The organism is Methylocystis sp. L43 (assembly GCF_015709525.1).
Lineage (GTDB): Bacteria > Pseudomonadota > Alphaproteobacteria > Rhizobiales > Beijerinckiaceae > Methylocystis.
This window is the reverse complement of sequence record NZ_JADNRA010000033.1, coordinates 171,328-189,850: the sequence shown is the minus strand read 5'-3', so window position 1 is coordinate 189,850 and position 18,523 is coordinate 171,328. Positions and strand designations below refer to the sequence as shown.

Sequence of the window (18,523 nt, the reverse complement as noted above, 5' to 3'; positions counted from 1 at the left end):
TGTAACTAATTTATATATCCTTATTTTCAATCTCAAGCCCCTGCGCCATTTTGGATGACGTTAGCGTCGCGGCGGCGCTCGACAAAAAGGAGGACAGGCAATGGCGCATCGCTCCGCACTCATCGCGCTGGCCTTGGCCGGTGCGCTGGCGTCGCCCGGATTCGCCACTGGGCGCGAATTCATCGACGGCGCTCCTGGACACTGCCTGCTCTGCGACCTTTTTAGCCAATTGCGCAAGCGCAACGCAGATGCGGATTGCCGATCGCCGGCGGCCAACGACGTGGGCGCATCGGAGCAGGCGGATGAAAGAATCGGCGACCTGAAATGACGCGACCGCCAAAGAGACGCTCAAGCTGTTTTCTTGCGTTTGGAGCGCGACTTCACCGGCGCGGTCTCACCCATAAACAATAGGAGTTCAAGGTGCAGCGGTTAATCGAAGGCCTACACCACTTCCAGTCGCAGGTGTTCGGTAGCCAGCGCGAATTGTTCGAACGCCTGGCCCAAGGCCAGGCGCCGGAAACGCTGTTCATCACCTGCGCCGATTCGCGTATCGACCCGTGCCTGCTCACCCAGTCGGCGCCTGGAGACCTTTTTATCCTGCGCAACGCCGGCAATCTCGTGCCGCCCTACGGCGCCGTGCGGGGCGGCGAAGCGGCGACCATCGAATTCGCGATCGCTGGCCTTGGCGTCAAGGACATCATCGTCTGCGGCCACTCGCATTGCGGGGCGATGAAAGGCCTGCTCGATCCGCCGCCGGCCACAGCCTTTCCCGCACTGAGCGACTGGCTGTCGCACGCCGAAGCGACACGGCGCATCATGCACGAAAAATACGCGGACAGAACCGGGGCAGAACAGCTCAATGTCGCCATCCAGGAGAATGTGCTCGCGCAACTCGAAAACCTGCGCACGCATCCTGTCGTCGCCTCCGCCCTCGCTCAAGACAAACTCAGGCTGCATGGCTGGGTCTACAAGATCGAGACCGGCGAAGTCTTTGTTTATGACCCCGCGACGCGCCAATTCGCGCTCGCGCCGACGCCGTCGGAAATGCCTGCGCGTGAAGAGAGAGAACGCGTCAGCGTCGAGGTTTGACCTCGCGCCGCTTCCGCGAACCTGAACCATTAAAGGATGCGAAAATGTCTTTAGAAGTTGATGTCGCGCCTTCTCGCCTTTCGGTGATCAAAGACGACGTCTTCGCTTCCATCGTCGTGCTGCTCGTCGCCCTTCCCTTGTCGATGGGTCTCGCGCTCGTCGCAGGCTTTCCCTTCGAAAACGCCGCCGCCGTCGGCCTCATCAGCGGCGTCATTGGCGGCATCGTTGTCGGCATGCTTTCGGGCTGTCCCCTGCAAGTGAGCGGCGCGGCGAATGGCGCGGCCGTGATGGCCGCCGTGTTCATTAAGGATCTCGGCTTCGAAGTCTTCGGGCTCATCGTGATAATGTCGGGCCTGATTCAGATTGCGGCCGGCGCCCTGCGCTTCGGACCGGTGTTCCGGGCGGTCGCGCCCGCGCTGATTCAGGGCATGCTCGCCGGAATCGGCTTGCTGATTTTCGCGTCGCAATTTCACGTGATGGTCGACGATACGCCGCCCGGGACGGGACAGGAGTTTGGCGGCGTCATCAATCTCTGGTCGTTGCCGCTTGCCGTTTGGAAGGGCGTGACGATGGAGGCGCACCAATCCGCCGCCGTGATCGGACTGCTCACGGTCACCTCTATTCTTTTGTGGCGCCGCTTTGCGCCGAGATGGCTGTCCTTTCTCCCCGCCCCGCTCGTCGGCGTAGGCCTGGCGACGGCGGCCGCGGCGTTCTTCGCCCTGGACATTAAATATGTCCCGGCGCCGGACGATCTTTTGGCTGCGGTGAATTTGCCGACAACTCACACCCTTGGCAGGATCGGCGAGGGCGCGCTGTGGGCGGCGGCGTTGTCGCTCGCGTTCGTTTCGAGCGCGGAATCGCTTTTGACGGCGACCGCCGTCGACGCGATGCAGCGACGGACGCCGCGAACCCGCTACAACAGGGAACTGGTGGCGCAGGGCGTTGGCAATTTCCTTTGCGGCGTTCTTGGCGTGCTGCCCATATCGGGCGTCATCGTGCGCAGTTCGGCCAATGTCACGGCGGGGGGACGCACGAGACTCTCGACCGTGCTGCACGGCCTGTGGATTCTGCTATTCATCACCCTCGCGCCCGACGTGCTCCGCATCATCCCCGTGGCGAGCCTCGCGGCAGTGCTGGTCTACGCGGGGATCAATCTGATCAATCTCGGATTCGCGCGATTTCTCTGGGGTCAGGACCGTATCGAGACCGGCATCTACGCGGCGACGTTCGCGACGGTGGTCGCGACCGACGTATTGACCGGCATTGCGGTTGGCGTCGGTCTGGCGGTCGCGCGCTTGCTCTACAGGTTCTCGCATCTCAACATCCGCAGGGAGCAGATCAACGGCATGACCGTGATCCACCTGGAGGGCGCCGCGACTTTCATACGGCTGCCGCAACTCGCCGCCGCTTTCGAAGCCCTGCCGCGGGGCGCGCGTCTCCATGTGCATCTCAACGAGCTGACGTATATCGATCATGCCTGTCTCGATCTGCTCGCGAGCTGGGACGAGCAACTCCGCAGCGACGGCGGCGAACTGGTGCTCGATTGGGATGCGCTGCACGGCCTTTTCCGGGAGCGGGCGCGTCCCGCGCCAACATCGGTCGCGGCCTGATCTACCATCTCTGTGGTTTGACTGGCGTGAGAGGAGTCGCTCCAATGCGCTGGGTGCTCGATTTCCACGGAGACGGCAGTGTCAGCGGCGACAATTCACAGAACGAGGCGGCTCGCCGCTTGCGGCGGGTCGTTGCTCGGAATTTTCGCGACGGCCGGCCCAGCGGCGGCCGTCGACGAAGATTTCAGGATCTGGGAAAACGTCACGACCATCGCCAAGCTCGGCTCGATTGATCCGAGTCTGGAAAAATGGCGGCTGTGGTTGGAAAGCCAGGGGCGCTTTCGGAACGATGGCGCCACCGCCGATCAGGCGCTCGGCCGCGCCGGCGTCGGCTATGCGCTATCCGACAAGGTCAGCCTGTGGCTCGGCTACGCGCATATCGCGACCTTTCCGCAAGACGCCAAAACGCAACATGAAAATCGGATCTGGCAACAGGTCCTGCTGACCGATAAAGCGACGTTCGGCGACATGACGAGCCGCACGCGCCTTGAGCAGCGCTTCATTCAGAACGTGAACCCCGTCGAATGGCGCCTCCGCCAATTCGTGCGCTTTTCGCATCCGCTCTGGGAAAATGCCCCCTTGAGTCTCGTGCTTTGGGATGAGGTGTTTGTGCGGCTGAATTCAACGACGCCATCAACGCGGTTCGGCTTCGATCAAAATCGCGGCTTCGCCGGCCTCGGCTACAGTTTCAGCGAGAAGGCGCGCGTGGAGGTCGGCTACATGAACCAGCTCATCCAATCGCGCGTCGTCTCGCGGCGCGAGCAGAAGTTCGATCACCGGATCAACCACATTCTCTCGGTGAGCATGTTCCTCAACCTATAGCGCGCCGTCAGCGCGCGACGCCTTAGGCGAACTCCATGATCACGGCGTCGACAGCAAGACTGTCGCCGGCCTTCGCCAGGATCTTCTTGACAGTCACGTCGCGCTCGGCGCGCAGCACGTTCTCCATCTTCATGGCTTCGACCATGCACAAGGCTTCCCCGGCCTTGACCTCCTGACCTTCGGTCACGTCGACGGTCTTCACCAGACCGGGCATCGGACACAACAGATGCTTGGAGGCGCCGGCGTCCTTTTTCTTCGGCATGAAGGCGACAAGTTCCGCCTCGCGCTTGGTGTAGACGCGCGCCGTGACGTCGACACCCTGATGCGACAGCCCATAGCCGTTGAGGACGGGCCGCGCCTGCACATAGACCGTGCGGCCGTCGACATCGCCTTCGAGCACGAGTTCGCCCGGACGCCACTGGGTCGAAACGCGATGGGCGCGCTGATCGCCCTCGGCGAAACGCACGATCAGCGCTTCGCCCTGCGCCTCGACGCAGACGTCGAATCTCTGCTCGCCGAGCATGCACACGCGTTCGCGCTCGAATTCCACCGGCCGTCCGCCGCGCAGCTGCCCGGAGATCTTGCGTTTGCGCTCATTGCCGATGTGGTCCATGAGCGTCGCGATCGCGGCAAGCGTGTGCGCCAGATCTCCGCGAGGCTCGGGCGACGAAAATCCTTCCGGATATTCTTCACTGATAAAGCCCGTCGAGAGATTGCCCGAACGCCAGCGCGGGCTCTGCATGAGCGACGACAGAAACGGAATGTTGTGGCGGATTCCGTCGATCACGAAGCGGTCGAGCGCGTCGGCCTGCGCCACGATCGCGCGAAGGCGGTCCGGCGCATGCGTCACCAGCTTGGCGATCATCGGATCATAGTGGATCGAGATTTCGCGGCCTTCGGTGACGCCGGTGTCATTGCGCACCGTAACGCCGCCTTCGCGCTTCTCTTCCGGCGGCCGGTATTTGACCAGTCGTCCCACCGAAGGCAGGAAGTTGCGCGTGGGGTCCTCGGCATAAATGCGGCTCTCGACCGCCCAGCCGTTGATCTTGACGTTTTCCTGCTTGAGTTGCAGCGGCTCGCCCGCCGCGACGCGGATCATCTGCTCGACAAGATCGATGCCGGTGATGAGCTCCGTCACAGGATGCTCGACCTGCAGGCGCGTGTTCATTTCAAGGAAGTAGAAGCTCTTGTCCTGACCGGCGACGAATTCGACCGTGCCCGCCGAATCATAGTTCACGGCCTTGGCGAGCGCGATGGCCTGCGCGCCCATTTCGCGACGAGTCTTCTCGTCCAGCAGCGGCGACGGCGCTTCTTCGATCACTTTTTGATTGCGGCGCTGAATGGAACATTCGCGCTCGTTCAGGTGGATGACATTGCCATGCTTGTCGCCGAGCACCTGAATTTCGATGTGGCGCGGATTGACGATGAATTTCTCGACGAAGACGCGGTCGTCGCCGAAGGACGACGCCGCCTCCGAACGCGCGCGCGTGAAGCCTTCGATCACTTCGGCGTCGGTGAAAGCGACGCGCATACCCTTGCCGCCGCCGCCAGCCGACGCTTTCAGCATCACCGGATAGCCGATGTCCCTGGCGATCGTGATGGCCTCTTCGGCGTTCTCGATGACGCCAAGGTAGCCAGGCACGACGCTGACATTGGCGGCGGAGGCGAATTTCTTCGACTCGATCTTGTCGCCCATCGCCTCGATGGCGCGAATATTGGGGCCGATGAAAACGATGTTCGCCTCGGCGAGCGCATTGGCGAAGGCGGCGCGCTCGGACAGAAAGCCATAGCCGGGATGCACCGCCTCGGCGCCGGTTTCCTTACAGGCGGCGACGATCTTATCAATCAGCAGATAAGACTGGGCGGCGGGGGGCGGCCCGAGACGGACGGCTTCGTCCGCCATTTCGACATGCAGCGCGTCGGCGTCGGCGTCGGAATAGACGGCGACGGTAGACAGCCCCATACGCTTCGCCGACTTAATGATGCGACAAGCGATCTCGCCGCGATTGGCGATTAGAATTTTACGAAACATGCGCGCCCCGATGCCCCAATCCCTCAAGCAATTGGCGCCGGGCGCTCAGAAAACGCGGCCGGCGCCTTCAGCGTTTAGCGCTTGGCCTCGCTCTCGTCGTCAGGCCGCCGCTCCTGAACGGCGTCGACGATTCCAAAATGCCGCGCCTCTTCCGCCGACATGAAATGATCGCGGTCAAGCGTGCGCTCGATCGTCTCATAATCCTTGCCCGTGTGACGGACATAGATGTCGTTGAGGCGCTTTTTGACTTTCAGAATGTCTTCCGCGTGGCGCTGGATGTCCGACGCCTGACCCTGAAAGCCGCCGGACGGCTGATGCAGCATGACGCGCGCGTTCGGGAGCGCATAACGCAGGCCATCGGCGCCCGCGGCCAGCAGAAGCGAGCCCATCGACGCCGCCTGCCCAACGCAAAGCGTCGAGACCTTCGGCTTGATGAACTGAATCGTGTCGTAGATGGCGAGGCCGGACGTCACCACGCCGCCCGGCGAATTGATGTAGAGCGAGATTTCCTTTTTCGGGTTCTCGGACTCCAGAAACAGCAGCTGCGCGATGATGACCGACGCCATGTGATCTTCGATCGGCCCGGTGATGAAGATGATGCGCTCGCGCAGCAGGCGGGAATAGATGTCGAAGCCGCGCTCGCCGCGGGAAGTGTTCTCGATCACCTGTGGGATGAGATATTGGCTGTAGTTTTCGATTGGGTCGCGCATCGCGTATCGCCTCTGTGGTCCGGCGAAGGCTGATGCGCCTGCGCCGGGAACTCTTGACCCGTCATATATCTGCGCCCGCGCCGGACGCAAAGACTCGATTGCGGCCGTCACGCCACGATCTCCGCGGCGCGCCGTGCGCATGAGCCCGCCATGCCGGATTCCCCCGCGATGCGCCGTCGCCTGCGGGGAAGACAGCCGGACGACCGACTATTCCTCGTCTTCCTTGAACAGCTCTTCGCGGGAGACGGTCTTGTCGGCGATCTTGATCAGCTTGGAGAGGTGGTCGACGACGCGCTCCTCGTAGATCGGGGCGCGGAGCTGGGCAAGGGCCTGCTCATTGTTGCGGTAATAGTCCCAAACGGCCTTCTCCTGGCCTGGGAACATGCGCGCTCGCTCGACCAAAGCGTCGGTCAGATCCTTTTCGTCGACCTTCACGTCGGCGCTTTTGCCGATCTCCGCCAGAACCAGCCCCAACCGCACGCGTCGTTCGGCGATCTTGCGGAACTCGGCCTTGGTCTCTTCCTCCGTCTTGCCGTCTTCGGCGACGGGTTGGCCTGCCCGCTGGCTTTCCTGCGCGTGCTGGCCCCAGATATTGGCGAATTCCTGCTCTACAAGGCTCTCCGGCAGCTCAAAGGAATAGCGTCTGTCGAGCGCGTCGAGGAGCGCGCGCTTCATCTTCTCGCGCGACGCCTTGTCGAAATCGGCTTCAAGATTGCCGCGAACGGCGGTCTTCATCGCCTCGAGCGACTCGAAGCCGTATTTCTTGGCGAGCTCCTCGTCGAGTCCGAGCGTCTTTGGCGCCGCAACGGCCTTGACCGTCACGTCGAACTCGGCGTCCTTGCCCGCGAGCTGCTTGGCCGCATAGTCGTCGGGGAACCGGACCTTGACGACCGGCTGCTCGCCGGCGGCGGCCCCCTCGAGCTGCTCCTCGAAACCGGGGATGAAGGTTCCCGCGCCCAGCACCAGATCGACGTCCCCGCCCGCGCCGCCCTCAAAGGGCTCGCCGTCGAGCTTGCCGGTGAAATCGATCGTCAGTCTGTCGCCCTTCTCCGCCTTGGCCCCTTCTGGCCTGGCCTCGAATTCCTGAGCACGATCGGCGAGAGACTGCAGCGCCTTCTCGACATCATCCTCGGCGACCTCGGCGACGGGACGCTCCAGGGAGATGTCGTCAAACCCGCCGATGTCGAACTTGGGCAGCGTTTCGAAGGTGACGACATAGGAGAAATCGCCCTCTGCCGTCAGCGCGCGCTCGACTTCCTCCTGCCCGCCAGGGAAATCGATCTTCGGCTCGAGCGCGATGCGCAGCTCGTTTTCCTCGACGATCTTGCGGTTGGCGTCGTTCACCGCCTCCTGCAAGACGTCGCTCATGATGCTCTTTCCGTAGAGCTTCTTGAGATGGCCGATCGGCGCCTTGCCGGGGCGGAATCCCTTGATCTGGCTCTTGGCCTGGATCTCGGTGAGCTGGGCGGCGAGCTTGGCGGCGAGTTCGCCGGCCGGCAGAACCACCTTGTATTCCTGCTTCAAACCCTGCGAGGAGGTCTGCGTTACTTGCATCTCAATAGCCTTCTTAATGACTGCGCGTCGCCGGCGCGCGACGACGATTATTCGACTGCCACGGTAGGCGGCTCTGGTGCGGGCGGAGGGAGTCGAACCCCCACGACTTTCGTCACCGGAACCTAAATCCGGCGCGTCTACCAGTTCCGCCACGCCCGCGATCGGCGGAAGGGCCGCCTCATCCCCTGCCCGTGAACCGGGATCGCTTGAGATGAAATCGAACCGTTCGACTTCCTCTCAAACGATCCTGTTCCCCGAAAAGGCGCAGTCCCTTGCGCGTTTTGAGGGCGCGCCAAGGCGCTCCCAAGCGCGAACTCGATTCGTCGGGCGTCGCTCTATAGCATGGACGCGGCGGGATGCCAGCCGCCGCCGGCTATTGTGGCGCCACGCGGTGATCCGCCCCCTCGAGGCCGCGGATCAGCGTAATGACCTTTTCGCGCCCCTGGGGATCGCGCCATTTGGCGTTGCAGAGCGTCGGACCGCAGACGACTTCCGGAAATTTATATAGGGGCTTGCCGCGGGCGGTTTTCAGCCCGTAGCCGACGTTGGGCTTCCAACCGCCGGCGATCAGGGACTGGCGATAATCGGAATAGCCTTGCGAAGCCTGCGCCCACGCGGCGAGCGGCAAAAACCCGCACGCGCTGCAGAAGCCTAAAATTGCGGCAGTCTTGTTCATGCGCGGCGCGCTCATGTCTCAAGCCTCCTCGTGTTTTGGCCGTTCTCGCGCTCCCCTCACGGCGCGTGACGTTGAAGCTCTCAATCATTGCCCAATGGGCCGGGCTGCGCCATAGCTAGATGGCGATGTCACAACCTCTCTCCCGCCGCGTCGTGCTTTCCGGCGTCGCCGCCAGCCTGGCGGCGCTTCCGGCGGTGGCGCAGTCGCCGCCGCGCTCCCTGCGGCAGATCGAGGCGCGGCCCGGCAAGGCGCGCCTGTCCGGCGGCGGCGAAACCAGCATTCTCGGTTTCGACGGAAGCACGCCGGGGCCTCTCCTGCGCTACCAGCAGGGCGACGAACTCGCCGTCCGATTCCTGAACAAGCTTGACCAACCCGCAACCATTCACTGGCATGGCTTGCGCGGCGACAATGCGATGGAGGGCGTCGCCCCGCTGACGCAGGCGCCGGTCGCGCCCGGCGGGTCCTTCGATTACCGCCGCCGGCTCGCCGATCCCGGCCTGTTCTGCTACCGGCCGAGCGTCTATGGCGCGACGCCGGAACTCATGGGGCGCGGCCTCAAGGGACTGCTTGTCGTCGACGAGCCGGCGCCGCCGCCCGCAGACGCCGACCTGCTTCTGGTGCTCGACGACTGGCGGCTTGATGACGCCGGCCAGGTCGTCGGCGACTTCAACGATCCCGCGGCGGCAAGCGGGGTCGGCCGGATTGGCCCGCTGCTCTGCGTCAACGGCAAGGCTGCGCCGGCCCTGCAGAGCCTCGCGCCCGGCGCCAGGGTGCGGCTGCGCCTGGCCAATCTCAGCAATGCGCGCATCATGGTGCTGTCGCTCGCGGGCGCGCAGCCTTTCGTGATCGCCATCGACGGCCAGCCGTGCGACGCCTTCGAACCCATCAAGCGGAGCATTCCCGTCGCGCCGGGGGCGCGCTTCGAGCTGATGTTCGACATGCCGGAGACCGAGGGCGCCAAGGCCAATTTGATCTTGCGCGGACCGAATGGCGAGGATCGCGATCTTTTCGTCGCGCAAGCCAAGGGCGCAAAGGCGTCGAAGCGTCCGCCGATAGCGTCGCTCCCGCAGAATGCGGCGCTCCCTGCCGAGATCAAGCTTGCGAGCGCCAAGAAGGTCGATCTGGTGATCGAACCGCGCAGGAATGCGGCGGGCGCCGCCTGGACGATCAATGGCGCGTTGACGAGAGGCTACGAAGGGCCGCCCCTTTTCAAAGTGGCCCGAGGAACCCCGGTGACGCTGGGCTTTGTCAACAAGTCTGGAGCGGCGCTCGCGATGCATGTTCACGGGCAGTGCATGCGTCTTCTGCATGACCTCGATGACGGATGGGAGCCCTATTGGCGCAACGGCGTCATTGTTCCCCCCGGGAAAACCAAGCACGCCGCCTTCCTCGCCGAATCGCCTGGAAAGTGGGCCATCCATGATGATATTCTGGAGCACGAAGCGGGCGGACTGGCGACGTGGTTCGAAGTCGCCTAGAGCGAGCGTTACAAGGTTAATAGAAGACCAAAATAGACCCCGTTGTTTCCGTCTGTTGAGATCTTTGACTGAACTTCTGTGACGGAAGGAGCCGCGACCGCGAGTTGAAGGCATTGCCAAATGCTGAATCGAACTCACTTAAAGCTTGGCGGCTTAGCCCGCCCGCGCCGCCGCGCCTGCGGTGGGACCCGGGCGGTTCGTTTTCTCGCGTGATTGAGGGGGGAGGCCTTGGCCCCAAAATACTGGATATGAGTAGCGCCGCGCACCTACGGCACCCTCCCCAAGATTTTCCTCACTGGCGCTTCGAACATTTAGACATTGAATATGACCCACCGACGCAATCGGTTTGGATGAATTATCGAGCAGACTCGCCTCATTGCTACACTTTGCGGATGTTGCAAGACGCAATCGACTTTCGTGACGCGATCAAACGTCTGGCGCAGACGGAGGGCGCGAAGTGGCCGATCCGCTACATCGTGATGGCCTCCAAGAAGTCGAATGTGTTCAGCTTGGGCGGCGATCTTGCGACGTTCGTTTCCTGCATCAGGAACAATGATCGAGATTCGCTGCTAACCTACGCCTATGCTTGTATCGAGGTGATGTACACGCTGGCGTCGGCTTTCGATCTTCCTGTCTTGACGCTGTCCGTCGTTAGGGGACAGTGCATGGGCGGCGGATTCGAAGGGGCGCTGGCCACCGATTTTGTCATCGCCGAGGAGAGCGCGCGTCTTGGAGTGCCCGAGATCGCCTTCAACACTTTTCCCGGGATGGGCGCTGTGACCTTTCTGACGCGGCGCGTCGGGCCCGCGCGCACGCAGCAAATTCTCTCCGCCGGTCGCGTTTATTCCGCTCGCGAACTGTTCGATCTCGACATCATCGACGTCGTCGCGCCGGAAGGCCGGGCGCTCGAAACCGCCCATGATTGGATGCTCGACTCCGACGGCGCAAACTGGCGGCGCCGTCAGGCCCTCGTCAAGTTTCGAAGGCAATGTTTCCCCGTACGTAAGGAGGAATTGCTTCGGGTGGTCGAGCTTTGGACGGATTGCTCCATGGCCATTTCACGGCATGACCTGCGTTATATGGAACGGCTTGTTTCGGCGCAGTTGCGTCTTTCTGGCGACGAGCTTCCCGGCGGCAAGGGCGAGGCTTCAAAAAAGCCGCCGTCTCCCAACGAGGATTAGCTCATGCTCGTCCGCAGGAAACCAGCCGTCAGCGAAAGCTCCGACGTTCAGATCCATAGCGACCTCGTTGAAACCCTGTTCGGCACCGCCGGTTCGTTTTTTGCGGGCCTTCTCGGCGGCCTCATCGCGCCTGCGCTCGCCTGGTTTCTTCTCGGCGAGCGAGTCTATCTCTACTTCGTGGCGCTGATCGCCGTTCTCGGCGCCTTTCGTCTTTATGTTTTCTTGGCGCATGCGAGCACGCCCGTCTCGCTTCGTCGACGCGATTCACGGGAGTGGGAGAGGCTCTACGCGATCGGCGCGGTCGGCTTCATGACGGCGGTCGGCGCTTCCGTCGCCATCTTGTTCTACAATCATTACAACGACGTTCTCGGCATTTACAGCATCGTGATTATGATGAGCGGCCTGAGCGGACTTGCGGGTCGCAACGCCGGCCGTCCCTGGATCGTTCTTGCGCAATCGCTCGGCCTCGCGCTTCCCCTTGCGATCGCCGCGATGATGCATGAAGAACGGCGCTACCTCGGCCTCGCGCTGATCGTCGTGCTGCTGATCGTCTCCATTCATTCAACGACGAAATTCCTGCACGGCAATTTGGAGTCGGCGCTGCGCAACGGCTTGGACGCCACCCGCCAGCGGCAAAAATTCAGCCTTGCGCTGAACTCGATGACGCACGGCCTGTGCATGGGCGACTCCGACCTCTCCGTCACGGTCGTCAATCGGCGCGTGATAGATTTCTTCGGCATCGTGGCCGCGACGACGCCGATCCGGCTCGAAGCGCTGGCGCGTGCGATCGGCAAGAGCGTCGGCATGTCGCCGCAGGAAGGCAAAATATTTTTTGAGCGATGGAAGCGGCACGTCACAATGCCGCGCGCCAACATCTTCACGCACAAGCTCGGCGAACGGTTTTTTGAGTTTCATTGCGAACGCGCCGAAGCGGGATCCTTCATTACCGTCATCGAGGACGTGACGATTCAAAAGCGCGCGCTCCGTGAGATTGAGCGCATCGCGCATTTCGACGATCTGACCAATCTCCCGAACCGCTATCAATTTCAGGAGACGCTTGAAGAGGAAATGGTTCAGCTGAGGCAGCGCGGGCTCCACGCCGCGCTGCTCAACATTGATCTCGATCGGTTCAAAGACGTCAATGACACGCTGGGCCACTCCATCGGCGATGAGCTGCTGTCCGCGGTCGGAGCGCGTCTCGCCGCCTGCGTGCCGCATCCGCATGTGGTGGCGAGGCTCGGCGGCGACGAGTTCTGCGTGCTGCTGCGCGCCGGCGAACACCTGCCTGAGGTTGATGAACTCGCCGCCAATATCCTCGCCGAGATGCATCGCACCTTCATCGTCGAAAACCACGTCATCAACATCGGCGCGAGCATCGGCATGGCCGCGGCGCCCAAGGACTCGGAGACCTCCGGCGGCCTGCTCAAATGCAGCGATCTCGCGCTTTACCAGTCGAAAGCCCAAGGGCGCGGCAAGGCGATCTGGTATTCCCAGGAGATGCAGGATGCGCTGACCCGAAAGCGCGCAATCGACACTGAACTGCGTCACGCGTTCCTGGCGAACGAATTGATCGTCTACTATCAACCGGTCGTCGATTCCCGCACCGCGACCATCGTTTCCTTTGAGGCGCTGCTGCGATGGCGCCACCCGACCCGAGGAATGATCTCGCCAGGCGAATTCATTCCTGTCGCCGAAGAAACCGGCATGATCATCGAGCTCGGCGCCTGGGCGCTGCGGCAGGCGTGCCATGACGCGAAATCGTGGCCCGCGAACGTCCGTGTCGCCGTCAATATCGCGCCAAGACAATTCCAACAGAAGGATCTTGCCGAGATGGTCGCGGCGACGCTCCGCGAATCTGGGTTGGAGCCTGATCGTTTGGAGCTCGAAATCACCGAAACGACGCTCATGTTGTCAGATGACGTCGACAGTAAATTACGCGAGATCGAAGCGCTCGGCGTCCGTCTCTCACTCGACGATTTCGGAACCGGCTACAGCAGCCTCGGTTATCTCAATCGTTTCCCGGTCAAGAAGGTCAAGATCGATCGCTCCTTCGCGCGGCAGGCGATCGAGTCGCCGAAGACGCAGGCGATCGTCTCAGCGATCTCTGCGCTCGCACGGGATCTGTCCATCGATCTCGTCGCCGAAGGCGTCGAAACTGACGCTCAGCTCGCCTTCATGGCGAGCAAGAATATTTTTCTCATTCAGGGATATCTCTACACGAGGCCGCGGCCAATCGAGGAGCTGAAACCGCTCCTCGAGTATTGGCGTGACGCGCCGCGCCTCGTCAGCGCGGCGTGAGAAGGTTTCGGCGACAGGCTTCAGTTGCGTTCAAGGGCCACCAGACTGCGGCGATCAACCCAAGGTTGCACCATACGTTGCGCGCGAAAAATCGCGTGCGAGGCGTTATACCGTCGGCCAAATTGGGCCAGGTAGCGCTCTATCGCAGCGGCGCCATTCTGCGGTTCGACGACGTCTCTGACAATCAGCAGTTCGTGGGCGTCTTCGGCGGCAAGCGCCGTATTGCTCTCCATGAGACGTTCAGCCTTGACGAAGCCCAGCGTCCGGCCAACCGCCGCGTAAAGTCCCATGAGATCGGAGGGATCTCCCGAGAAGGAGAATTGCGCGTCCCTTTCGGCGACGATGGCGGAGCAGTGCATGGCGAAGTCAAAATCGGAGCCGCCCATCAGGCCGCGCGCCCAGGCGAGCGTGATCACCGGCGTATCGACGATCAGCTCGGAATTTTCGGCAGCCATCTCTCCGAAACCCTCCGCCGGCCTCGGCGCCTCTCGCACGCCATGCGCGAAATCATAGACGATGTAGCGGAGGTCGTTCAGCTCGCCTCGGTCGATCGCCGACAAAATCTCAGTAATCGTCTTGATCGTCTGTGCGTCAAAACCCGGCCGAGTCTTGCGCAATACTAGAGCCTGGTGGTCTTTCAACCAGATGGTCGACAGGCAGCCGCCGGTGACAGAAAGTTCAGCTTGGTCGCGCAGATTAGGAAAGTTCAACATGTTTCCCGCCATAGTTTGTGAAGGCTGGTTTAAGTTAAATGAAAATTTAACTCCGCCAACCCTGGGGCCGATGATTGGCTCGAAATTGCGCCGAAGTTGCGCCAAGTGCATGACGTTTAAGCAACTTCTCTACCGCCGGAGCCCTCGGGAAAAATCATCGTCAGGCGACGGGATTGTACAATAAACGGGCGACGCATACTTTTTTTGGCGCGCGTGTGGCCCTTGGTCGCGGGACAAGTCGGCGCAGTTGATTTATATTAACTAAAGCGCTGCTGGAGGCTCCGGAATCTCGGCCGTCGCAGCTCGCATTCGCTCAAAGGGTGTGCGAAAAATGGCGCGTCGGAACCGGACTGCGCGCCAAGAAAGAGACGCTCATCGCAGAGCGGCCGGTTCAGAAGGGAGAAAACCAGATGATCATGCGATTTTTCGCCGTTGTGCTGTTCGCGGCGGCCGGCTGGGTCACGCAAGCGCACGCGCATGGCGACGTCGGCATCAATCAGGGCCAATGCCTGATGAAGCTCGGCCCCGATACAATGACGTTCACAGGATATCAGCCGCAAAAGTCGCGTGAACAGTTCTGCGACGACATTCCAGATGCGGGGCCCACCATCATCACACTGGATGCGCAGCAGGACGAATTGCGCGACATGAACCTCGAAATGCGCGTCGTCCGCGACGTCGGCCAGAAGGACGACACCGAAAATCTCGAGGCGAATACTGAGTATTACTCTCCGCCTAAGAAGTATAAGTCCGGCACGCTCACCTTCGAACACGTCTTTCCGCAGGAAGGCAAGTTCATTGGACTGGTGAAGGCGAAAAGCGATGACGGCGCGAAAGAATATGTCGCGCGCTTTCCCTTCTCCGTCGGCTTGACCCAATCCAGGGAAATCACCATCGCCGTGTTCTTCGGAGCCCTGGCGCTGGTCGGCTTCGGCCTCTGGTACAAGCACCAGTTCATGGGCAAGAAGCCCACGACGAAGACTTAAGGCGGCTTCAGCTTAGCAGTTCAACTCGACCGTCGCGTAAGGTTACGCGGCGGTCCATTTGTTTGGCGAGCTCCAGATTGTGAGTCGCGATGAGCGCCGCCAGTCCGGTGCTGCGGGCGAGCGCCAACAAAGTCCCGAAAACGTGCTCCGCCGTGCGCGGATCGAGATTGCCCGTCGGTTCGTCGGCAAGCAGAAGATGCGGTGCGTTCGCGACGGCGCGGGCGATGGCGACGCGCTGCTGTTCGCCGCCAGATAGCTCGGAAGGCCGGTGCGACGCGCGCGGCCCCAGCCGCAAATAGTCGAGCAGCTGTTGCGCCCGCAGGCGCGCTTCGTTCCCGCTCAGCCCATTGATCATCTGCGGCAGCGCCACATTCTCAAGCGCCGAGAACTCCGGCAATAAATGATGGAATTGATAGATGAAGCCGACGGTGGCGCGCCGCAGCCGCGTACGCTCGGCGTCGGACATGCGCGACGTCGGCGCATTCTTGATCAGCACTTCGCCGCCGTCCTGGCGCTCCAAGAGTCCGGCGATATGGAGGAGCGTCGACTTGCCGGCCCCAGAGGGCGCCAGCAGCGCGACCGTCTCGCCCGGGTAGATGGACAGATTGATGTCCATCAGAATGTCGAGCCGCGCCTCGCCCTCACGATAGTGGCGCGCGATGCTGCGGAGTTCGAGAACGGCCTCGCTCATCGCGACTACTCGTGCCGCAGCGCTTCGATCGGATCGAGCGAAGCGGCTTTCCAGGCTGGATAAATCGAGGCGAGAACGGCGAGCGTGAGCGTCATGGCCACAATGGCAGTCACCTCGCGCGGGTCGACGATCGCCGGCAACCGCGAGAGAAAATAAAACTCCGCGGGAAAGAGATTGGCGTCGAAAAGCTTATTAACGCCGAGGCGGATGGTGTCGAGATTTTTCGCCAGCGCCAGACCGAGCGCAAAGCCGGCCAGCGTGCCGACGACGCCGATCGAAGCGCCGATGATCAGGAACACGCGCAGGATCGCGCCTCGCGTCGCGCCCATCGTGCGCAGTATGGCGATGTCCTGAGTCTTGTCCTTCACGAGCATCGTCAATCCGGAGATGATGTTGAAGGCCGCGACCACGACGATCAAAGCGAGAATGATGAAGAGGATGTTTTTCTCTACCTGCAGCGTGTCGAAGAACGTCTTGTTGCGCTGGCGCCAATCGGTGATGATCAGCGGCCGGTCGATCGCCTTTTCGACGTTGATGCGAAAATCGTCCATCTTCTCGGGATCGGCGACGAAAGCTTCGACGACCGTCGCCTCATTCTCCCTGTTGAAGAAGAGCTGCGCCTCGGTGAGCGGCATATAGACGAAGACGCTATCGAATTCGGACATGCCGATAGAGAAGATCGCGACGACTTTGTAGGCTTTGATGCGTGGGGCGACCCCGAAAGGCGTCTGCGCTCCCTTGGCGATGAGCAGGCTGACCGAGTCGCCGACGCCGACGCCGAGCGTCTCCGCCAACCGCTGACCGATGGCGACGCCGCCGGCCTTATCGAATCCCGCGAGCGCGCCGCTCTTGACGTTGCCCGCTACGCCGGGGAGCCGCGTAAGATCTTTCTCGCGCACGCCGCGCACGAGCACGCCCGATTGCCCGAACTGAGTCGATATGCCGGCTGCGCCCTCGACCATGGGAATTGCAAGCTGGACGCCGGGCAGCTTGGCGGTCTTCGCCGAGACCCGGTCCCAGTCCGTGAACGGAGTCTCCACCGCCTGCAAAAAGGCGTGGCCGTTGATGCCGATGATCTTGTCCATCAACTCGCGATGGAATCCGTTCATCACCGAAGTGACGACGATGAGGGTCGCGACGCCCAGCATGATGCCGAGGAACGAAAAGCCGGCGATGACCGAGACGAAGCCGTCGGCGCGGCGGGCGCGAAGATAACGCAGCGCCACCATCCGCTCGAAGGTCGAAAAGGCGCCGGCGCCTCTTGCCGGTTGCGCCGCTCCGGCGCCTCTTGCCGGTTGCGCCGCTTCGGTCATGCCTGAGCCTGTCTCATTGCGGCGACGATGCGGGTGACGGCGTCCTGAGGCGTGAGAAGCTCCCGCTCTCCGGTGCGGCGCTGCTTCACCTCCACCCTGCCCTCAGCGAGGCCCTTGGGCCCGACCAGGACCTGCCAGGGCAGACCGATGAGATCGAGCGTCGCGAATTTCGCGCCGGGACGTTCGTCGCGGTCGTCATGCAGCACGTCCAGTCCCTCGTTCTCGAGCTGCTCCACGAGATCGGCGCAGACCTTGCCGGTCGCCGGGTCTCCGACTTTCAGATCGGCGACCCCGACATGGAAGGGCGCGACGGATTCCGGCCATATGACGCCATTGTCGTCATGGCCCGCCTCAATAATGGCGGCGGCGAGGCGCGACGGTCCGATGCCGTAGGAACCCATTTGCACGACGACCTCCTTGCCGTCCGGTCCGTTGACGACGGCCCTCATCGGTTCGGAATATTTGGTTCCGAAGTAGAAAATATGGCCGACCTCGATGCCGCGCGCCGCGACCCGCGCGTCCTCGGGAACCGCGGCGAAGGCGGCGGCGTCATGCATCTCGCTCGTCGCCGCATAGCGGCTGGTCCATTTGTCGACGACCGCCTGCAACGCCGCCGCATCGTCGAAGTCGATCGAAGCGGGCGGCGGCGCGAAGGACAGAAAATCTTTGTGGCAAAAGACTTCGCTCTCGCCGGTCGACGCGAGGATGATGAACTCATGGCTGTTGCCGCCGATCGGGCCGGATTCGGCCGCCATCGGAATGGCGGTCAGGCCCAGGCGCGCGAAGGTGCGCAGATAGGCGACGAACATCTTGTTGTACGAATGGCGGCCGGCTTCCGCCGTGAGATCGAAGGAATAGGCGTCCTTCATCAAGAATTCGCGCGAGCGCATCACGCCGAAACGCGGCCGCACCTCGTCGCGGAATTTCCACTGGATGTGAAAGAGATTGAGCGGCAGATCCTTGTATGAGCGCACAAAGGCTCGAAAGATCTCGGTGATCATCTCTTCGTTGGTGGGGCCGTAGAGCATCTCGCGGTCATGGCGGTCGGCGATGCGCAGCATTTCCTTGCCATAGGCGTCATAGCGCCCCGACTCGCGCCACAGATCGGCGGACTGAATGGTCGGCATCAGACATTCGATGGCGCCGGCGCGGGTCTGCTCCTCGCGGATGATGGCGTTGATCTTGTTCAAGACCCGCAACCCGAGCGGCAGCCAAGCGTAGATGCCGGCCGACTCCTGTCGGATCATGCCCGCCCGCAGCATCAGCCGGTGCGAGACGATCTCGGCCTCTTTCGGGGTCTCGCGCAAAATGGGCAGGAAATAGCGGGAAAGGCGCATGTCGAATCCGGTTGGGCGAATCGGGGAGCGGCG

Annotated in this window: 16 protein-coding genes and 1 tRNA gene; 8 read left to right on the top strand and 9 right to left on the bottom strand. The window is 62.2% G+C overall.

From position 1 onward, the window contains the following. Window positions 1-100: 100 nt before the first annotated feature. The 4 genes from IYX23_RS14360 to IYX23_RS14345 all read left to right on the top strand — a co-directional run bounded on the left by IYX23_RS14360 (window position 101) and on the right by IYX23_RS14345 (window position 3,521). The gene (locus IYX23_RS14360) at window positions 101-328 is read left to right on the top strand and encodes a hypothetical protein (RefSeq protein ID WP_196393423.1); all 228 of its coding nucleotides are present in this window, start codon (window positions 101-103) and stop codon (window positions 326-328) included. A gap of 92 nt (window positions 329-420) precedes the next feature. Continuing rightward, window positions 421-1,089 (top strand): carbonic anhydrase, encoded by a 669-nt coding sequence (locus IYX23_RS14355; RefSeq protein WP_196393422.1) that lies wholly within the window; start codon window positions 421-423, stop codon window positions 1,087-1,089. 44 nt (window positions 1,090-1,133) lie between these two features. Beyond that, window positions 1,134-2,699: a SulP family inorganic anion transporter gene (locus tag IYX23_RS14350; RefSeq protein WP_196393421.1), complete on the top strand. Its 1,566-nt coding sequence runs from the start codon at window positions 1,134-1,136 to the stop codon at window positions 2,697-2,699. Window positions 2,700-2,777: 78 nt separating this feature from the next. Continuing rightward, the gene (locus IYX23_RS14345) at window positions 2,778-3,521 is read left to right on the top strand and encodes a DUF2490 domain-containing protein (protein WP_348643667.1); all 744 of its coding nucleotides are present in this window, start codon (window positions 2,778-2,780) and stop codon (window positions 3,519-3,521) included. Between the two features lie 22 nt (window positions 3,522-3,543). On the opposite strand, the gene IYX23_RS14340 is transcribed toward IYX23_RS14345, so the two are convergent. From IYX23_RS14340 to IYX23_RS14320, 5 genes are all read right to left on the bottom strand, one after another. Further along, window positions 3,544-5,553 (bottom strand): acetyl/propionyl/methylcrotonyl-CoA carboxylase subunit alpha, encoded by a 2,010-nt coding sequence (locus IYX23_RS14340; protein WP_196393420.1) that lies wholly within the window; start codon window positions 5,551-5,553, stop codon window positions 3,544-3,546. Between the two features lie 74 nt (window positions 5,554-5,627). After that, the gene (locus IYX23_RS14335; protein WP_123175430.1) at window positions 5,628-6,263 is read right to left on the bottom strand and encodes an ATP-dependent Clp protease proteolytic subunit; all 636 of its coding nucleotides are present in this window, start codon (window positions 6,261-6,263) and stop codon (window positions 5,628-5,630) included. A gap of 207 nt (window positions 6,264-6,470) precedes the next feature. Further along, entirely contained in the window at window positions 6,471-7,817 is a 1,347-nt protein-coding gene (gene tig, locus IYX23_RS14330; protein WP_196393419.1) for a trigger factor, read from the bottom strand. A 74-nt stretch (window positions 7,818-7,891) separates the two neighbouring features. Further along, window positions 7,892-7,976, bottom strand: a tRNA-Leu gene (locus tag IYX23_RS14325). A 214-nt stretch (window positions 7,977-8,190) separates the two neighbouring features. Beyond that, complete coding sequence (locus IYX23_RS14320; RefSeq protein WP_196393418.1) at window positions 8,191-8,508, bottom strand: hypothetical protein; 318 nt, start codon at window positions 8,506-8,508, stop codon at window positions 8,191-8,193. Between the two features lie 104 nt (window positions 8,509-8,612). Here IYX23_RS14320 and IYX23_RS14315 point away from each other — a divergent pair, with 104 nt between their 5' ends. From IYX23_RS14315 to IYX23_RS14305, 3 genes are all read left to right on the top strand, one after another. Next, entirely contained in the window at window positions 8,613-9,971 is a 1,359-nt protein-coding gene (locus IYX23_RS14315) for a multicopper oxidase domain-containing protein (protein WP_196393417.1), read from the top strand. A 248-nt stretch (window positions 9,972-10,219) separates the two neighbouring features. Further along, a complete protein-coding gene (locus tag IYX23_RS14310; RefSeq protein WP_196393416.1) occupies window positions 10,220-11,152 on the top strand; it encodes a crotonase/enoyl-CoA hydratase family protein in 933 nt (310 codons plus the stop codon). Window positions 11,153-11,155: 3 nt separating this feature from the next. After that, on the top strand, window positions 11,156-13,450 hold the full coding sequence (locus IYX23_RS14305; RefSeq protein WP_196393415.1) for an EAL domain-containing protein: 2,295 nt from the start codon (window positions 11,156-11,158) through the stop codon (window positions 13,448-13,450). Between the two features lie 20 nt (window positions 13,451-13,470). Here IYX23_RS14305 and IYX23_RS14300 read toward each other — a convergent pair whose 3' ends face one another. Further along, the gene (locus tag IYX23_RS14300; RefSeq protein WP_246716814.1) at window positions 13,471-14,163 is read right to left on the bottom strand and encodes an enoyl-CoA hydratase-related protein; all 693 of its coding nucleotides are present in this window, start codon (window positions 14,161-14,163) and stop codon (window positions 13,471-13,473) included. A gap of 410 nt (window positions 14,164-14,573) precedes the next feature. On the opposite strand from IYX23_RS14300, the gene IYX23_RS14295 reads away from it, so the two are divergent. Continuing rightward, window positions 14,574-15,149, top strand: coding sequence for a hypothetical protein (locus tag IYX23_RS14295; RefSeq protein WP_196393479.1), 576 nt, complete (start codon window positions 14,574-14,576; stop codon window positions 15,147-15,149). A 7-nt stretch (window positions 15,150-15,156) separates the two neighbouring features. Here the strand turns inward: IYX23_RS14295 and IYX23_RS14290 are convergent, their stop codons facing one another. From IYX23_RS14290 to proS, 3 genes are read right to left on the bottom strand one after another with little or no spacing between them, the layout of a single operon-like run. Further along, window positions 15,157-15,840, bottom strand: a complete 684-nt coding sequence (locus IYX23_RS14290; RefSeq protein ID WP_196393413.1) for an ABC transporter ATP-binding protein — start codon at window positions 15,838-15,840, stop codon at window positions 15,157-15,159. Between the two features lie 5 nt (window positions 15,841-15,845). Beyond that, window positions 15,846-17,153 carry a lipoprotein-releasing ABC transporter permease subunit gene (locus IYX23_RS14285; protein WP_196393412.1) on the bottom strand — a complete coding sequence of 436 codons (1,308 nt, stop codon included), beginning with the start codon at window positions 17,151-17,153 and terminating at the stop codon, window positions 15,846-15,848. Next, a complete protein-coding gene (gene proS / locus IYX23_RS14280) occupies window positions 17,150-18,490 on the bottom strand; it encodes a proline--tRNA ligase (RefSeq protein WP_196393411.1) in 1,341 nt (446 codons plus the stop codon). The genes IYX23_RS14285 and proS overlap by 4 nt, the downstream gene beginning before the upstream one ends. Window positions 18,491-18,523 lie beyond the last annotated feature (33 nt).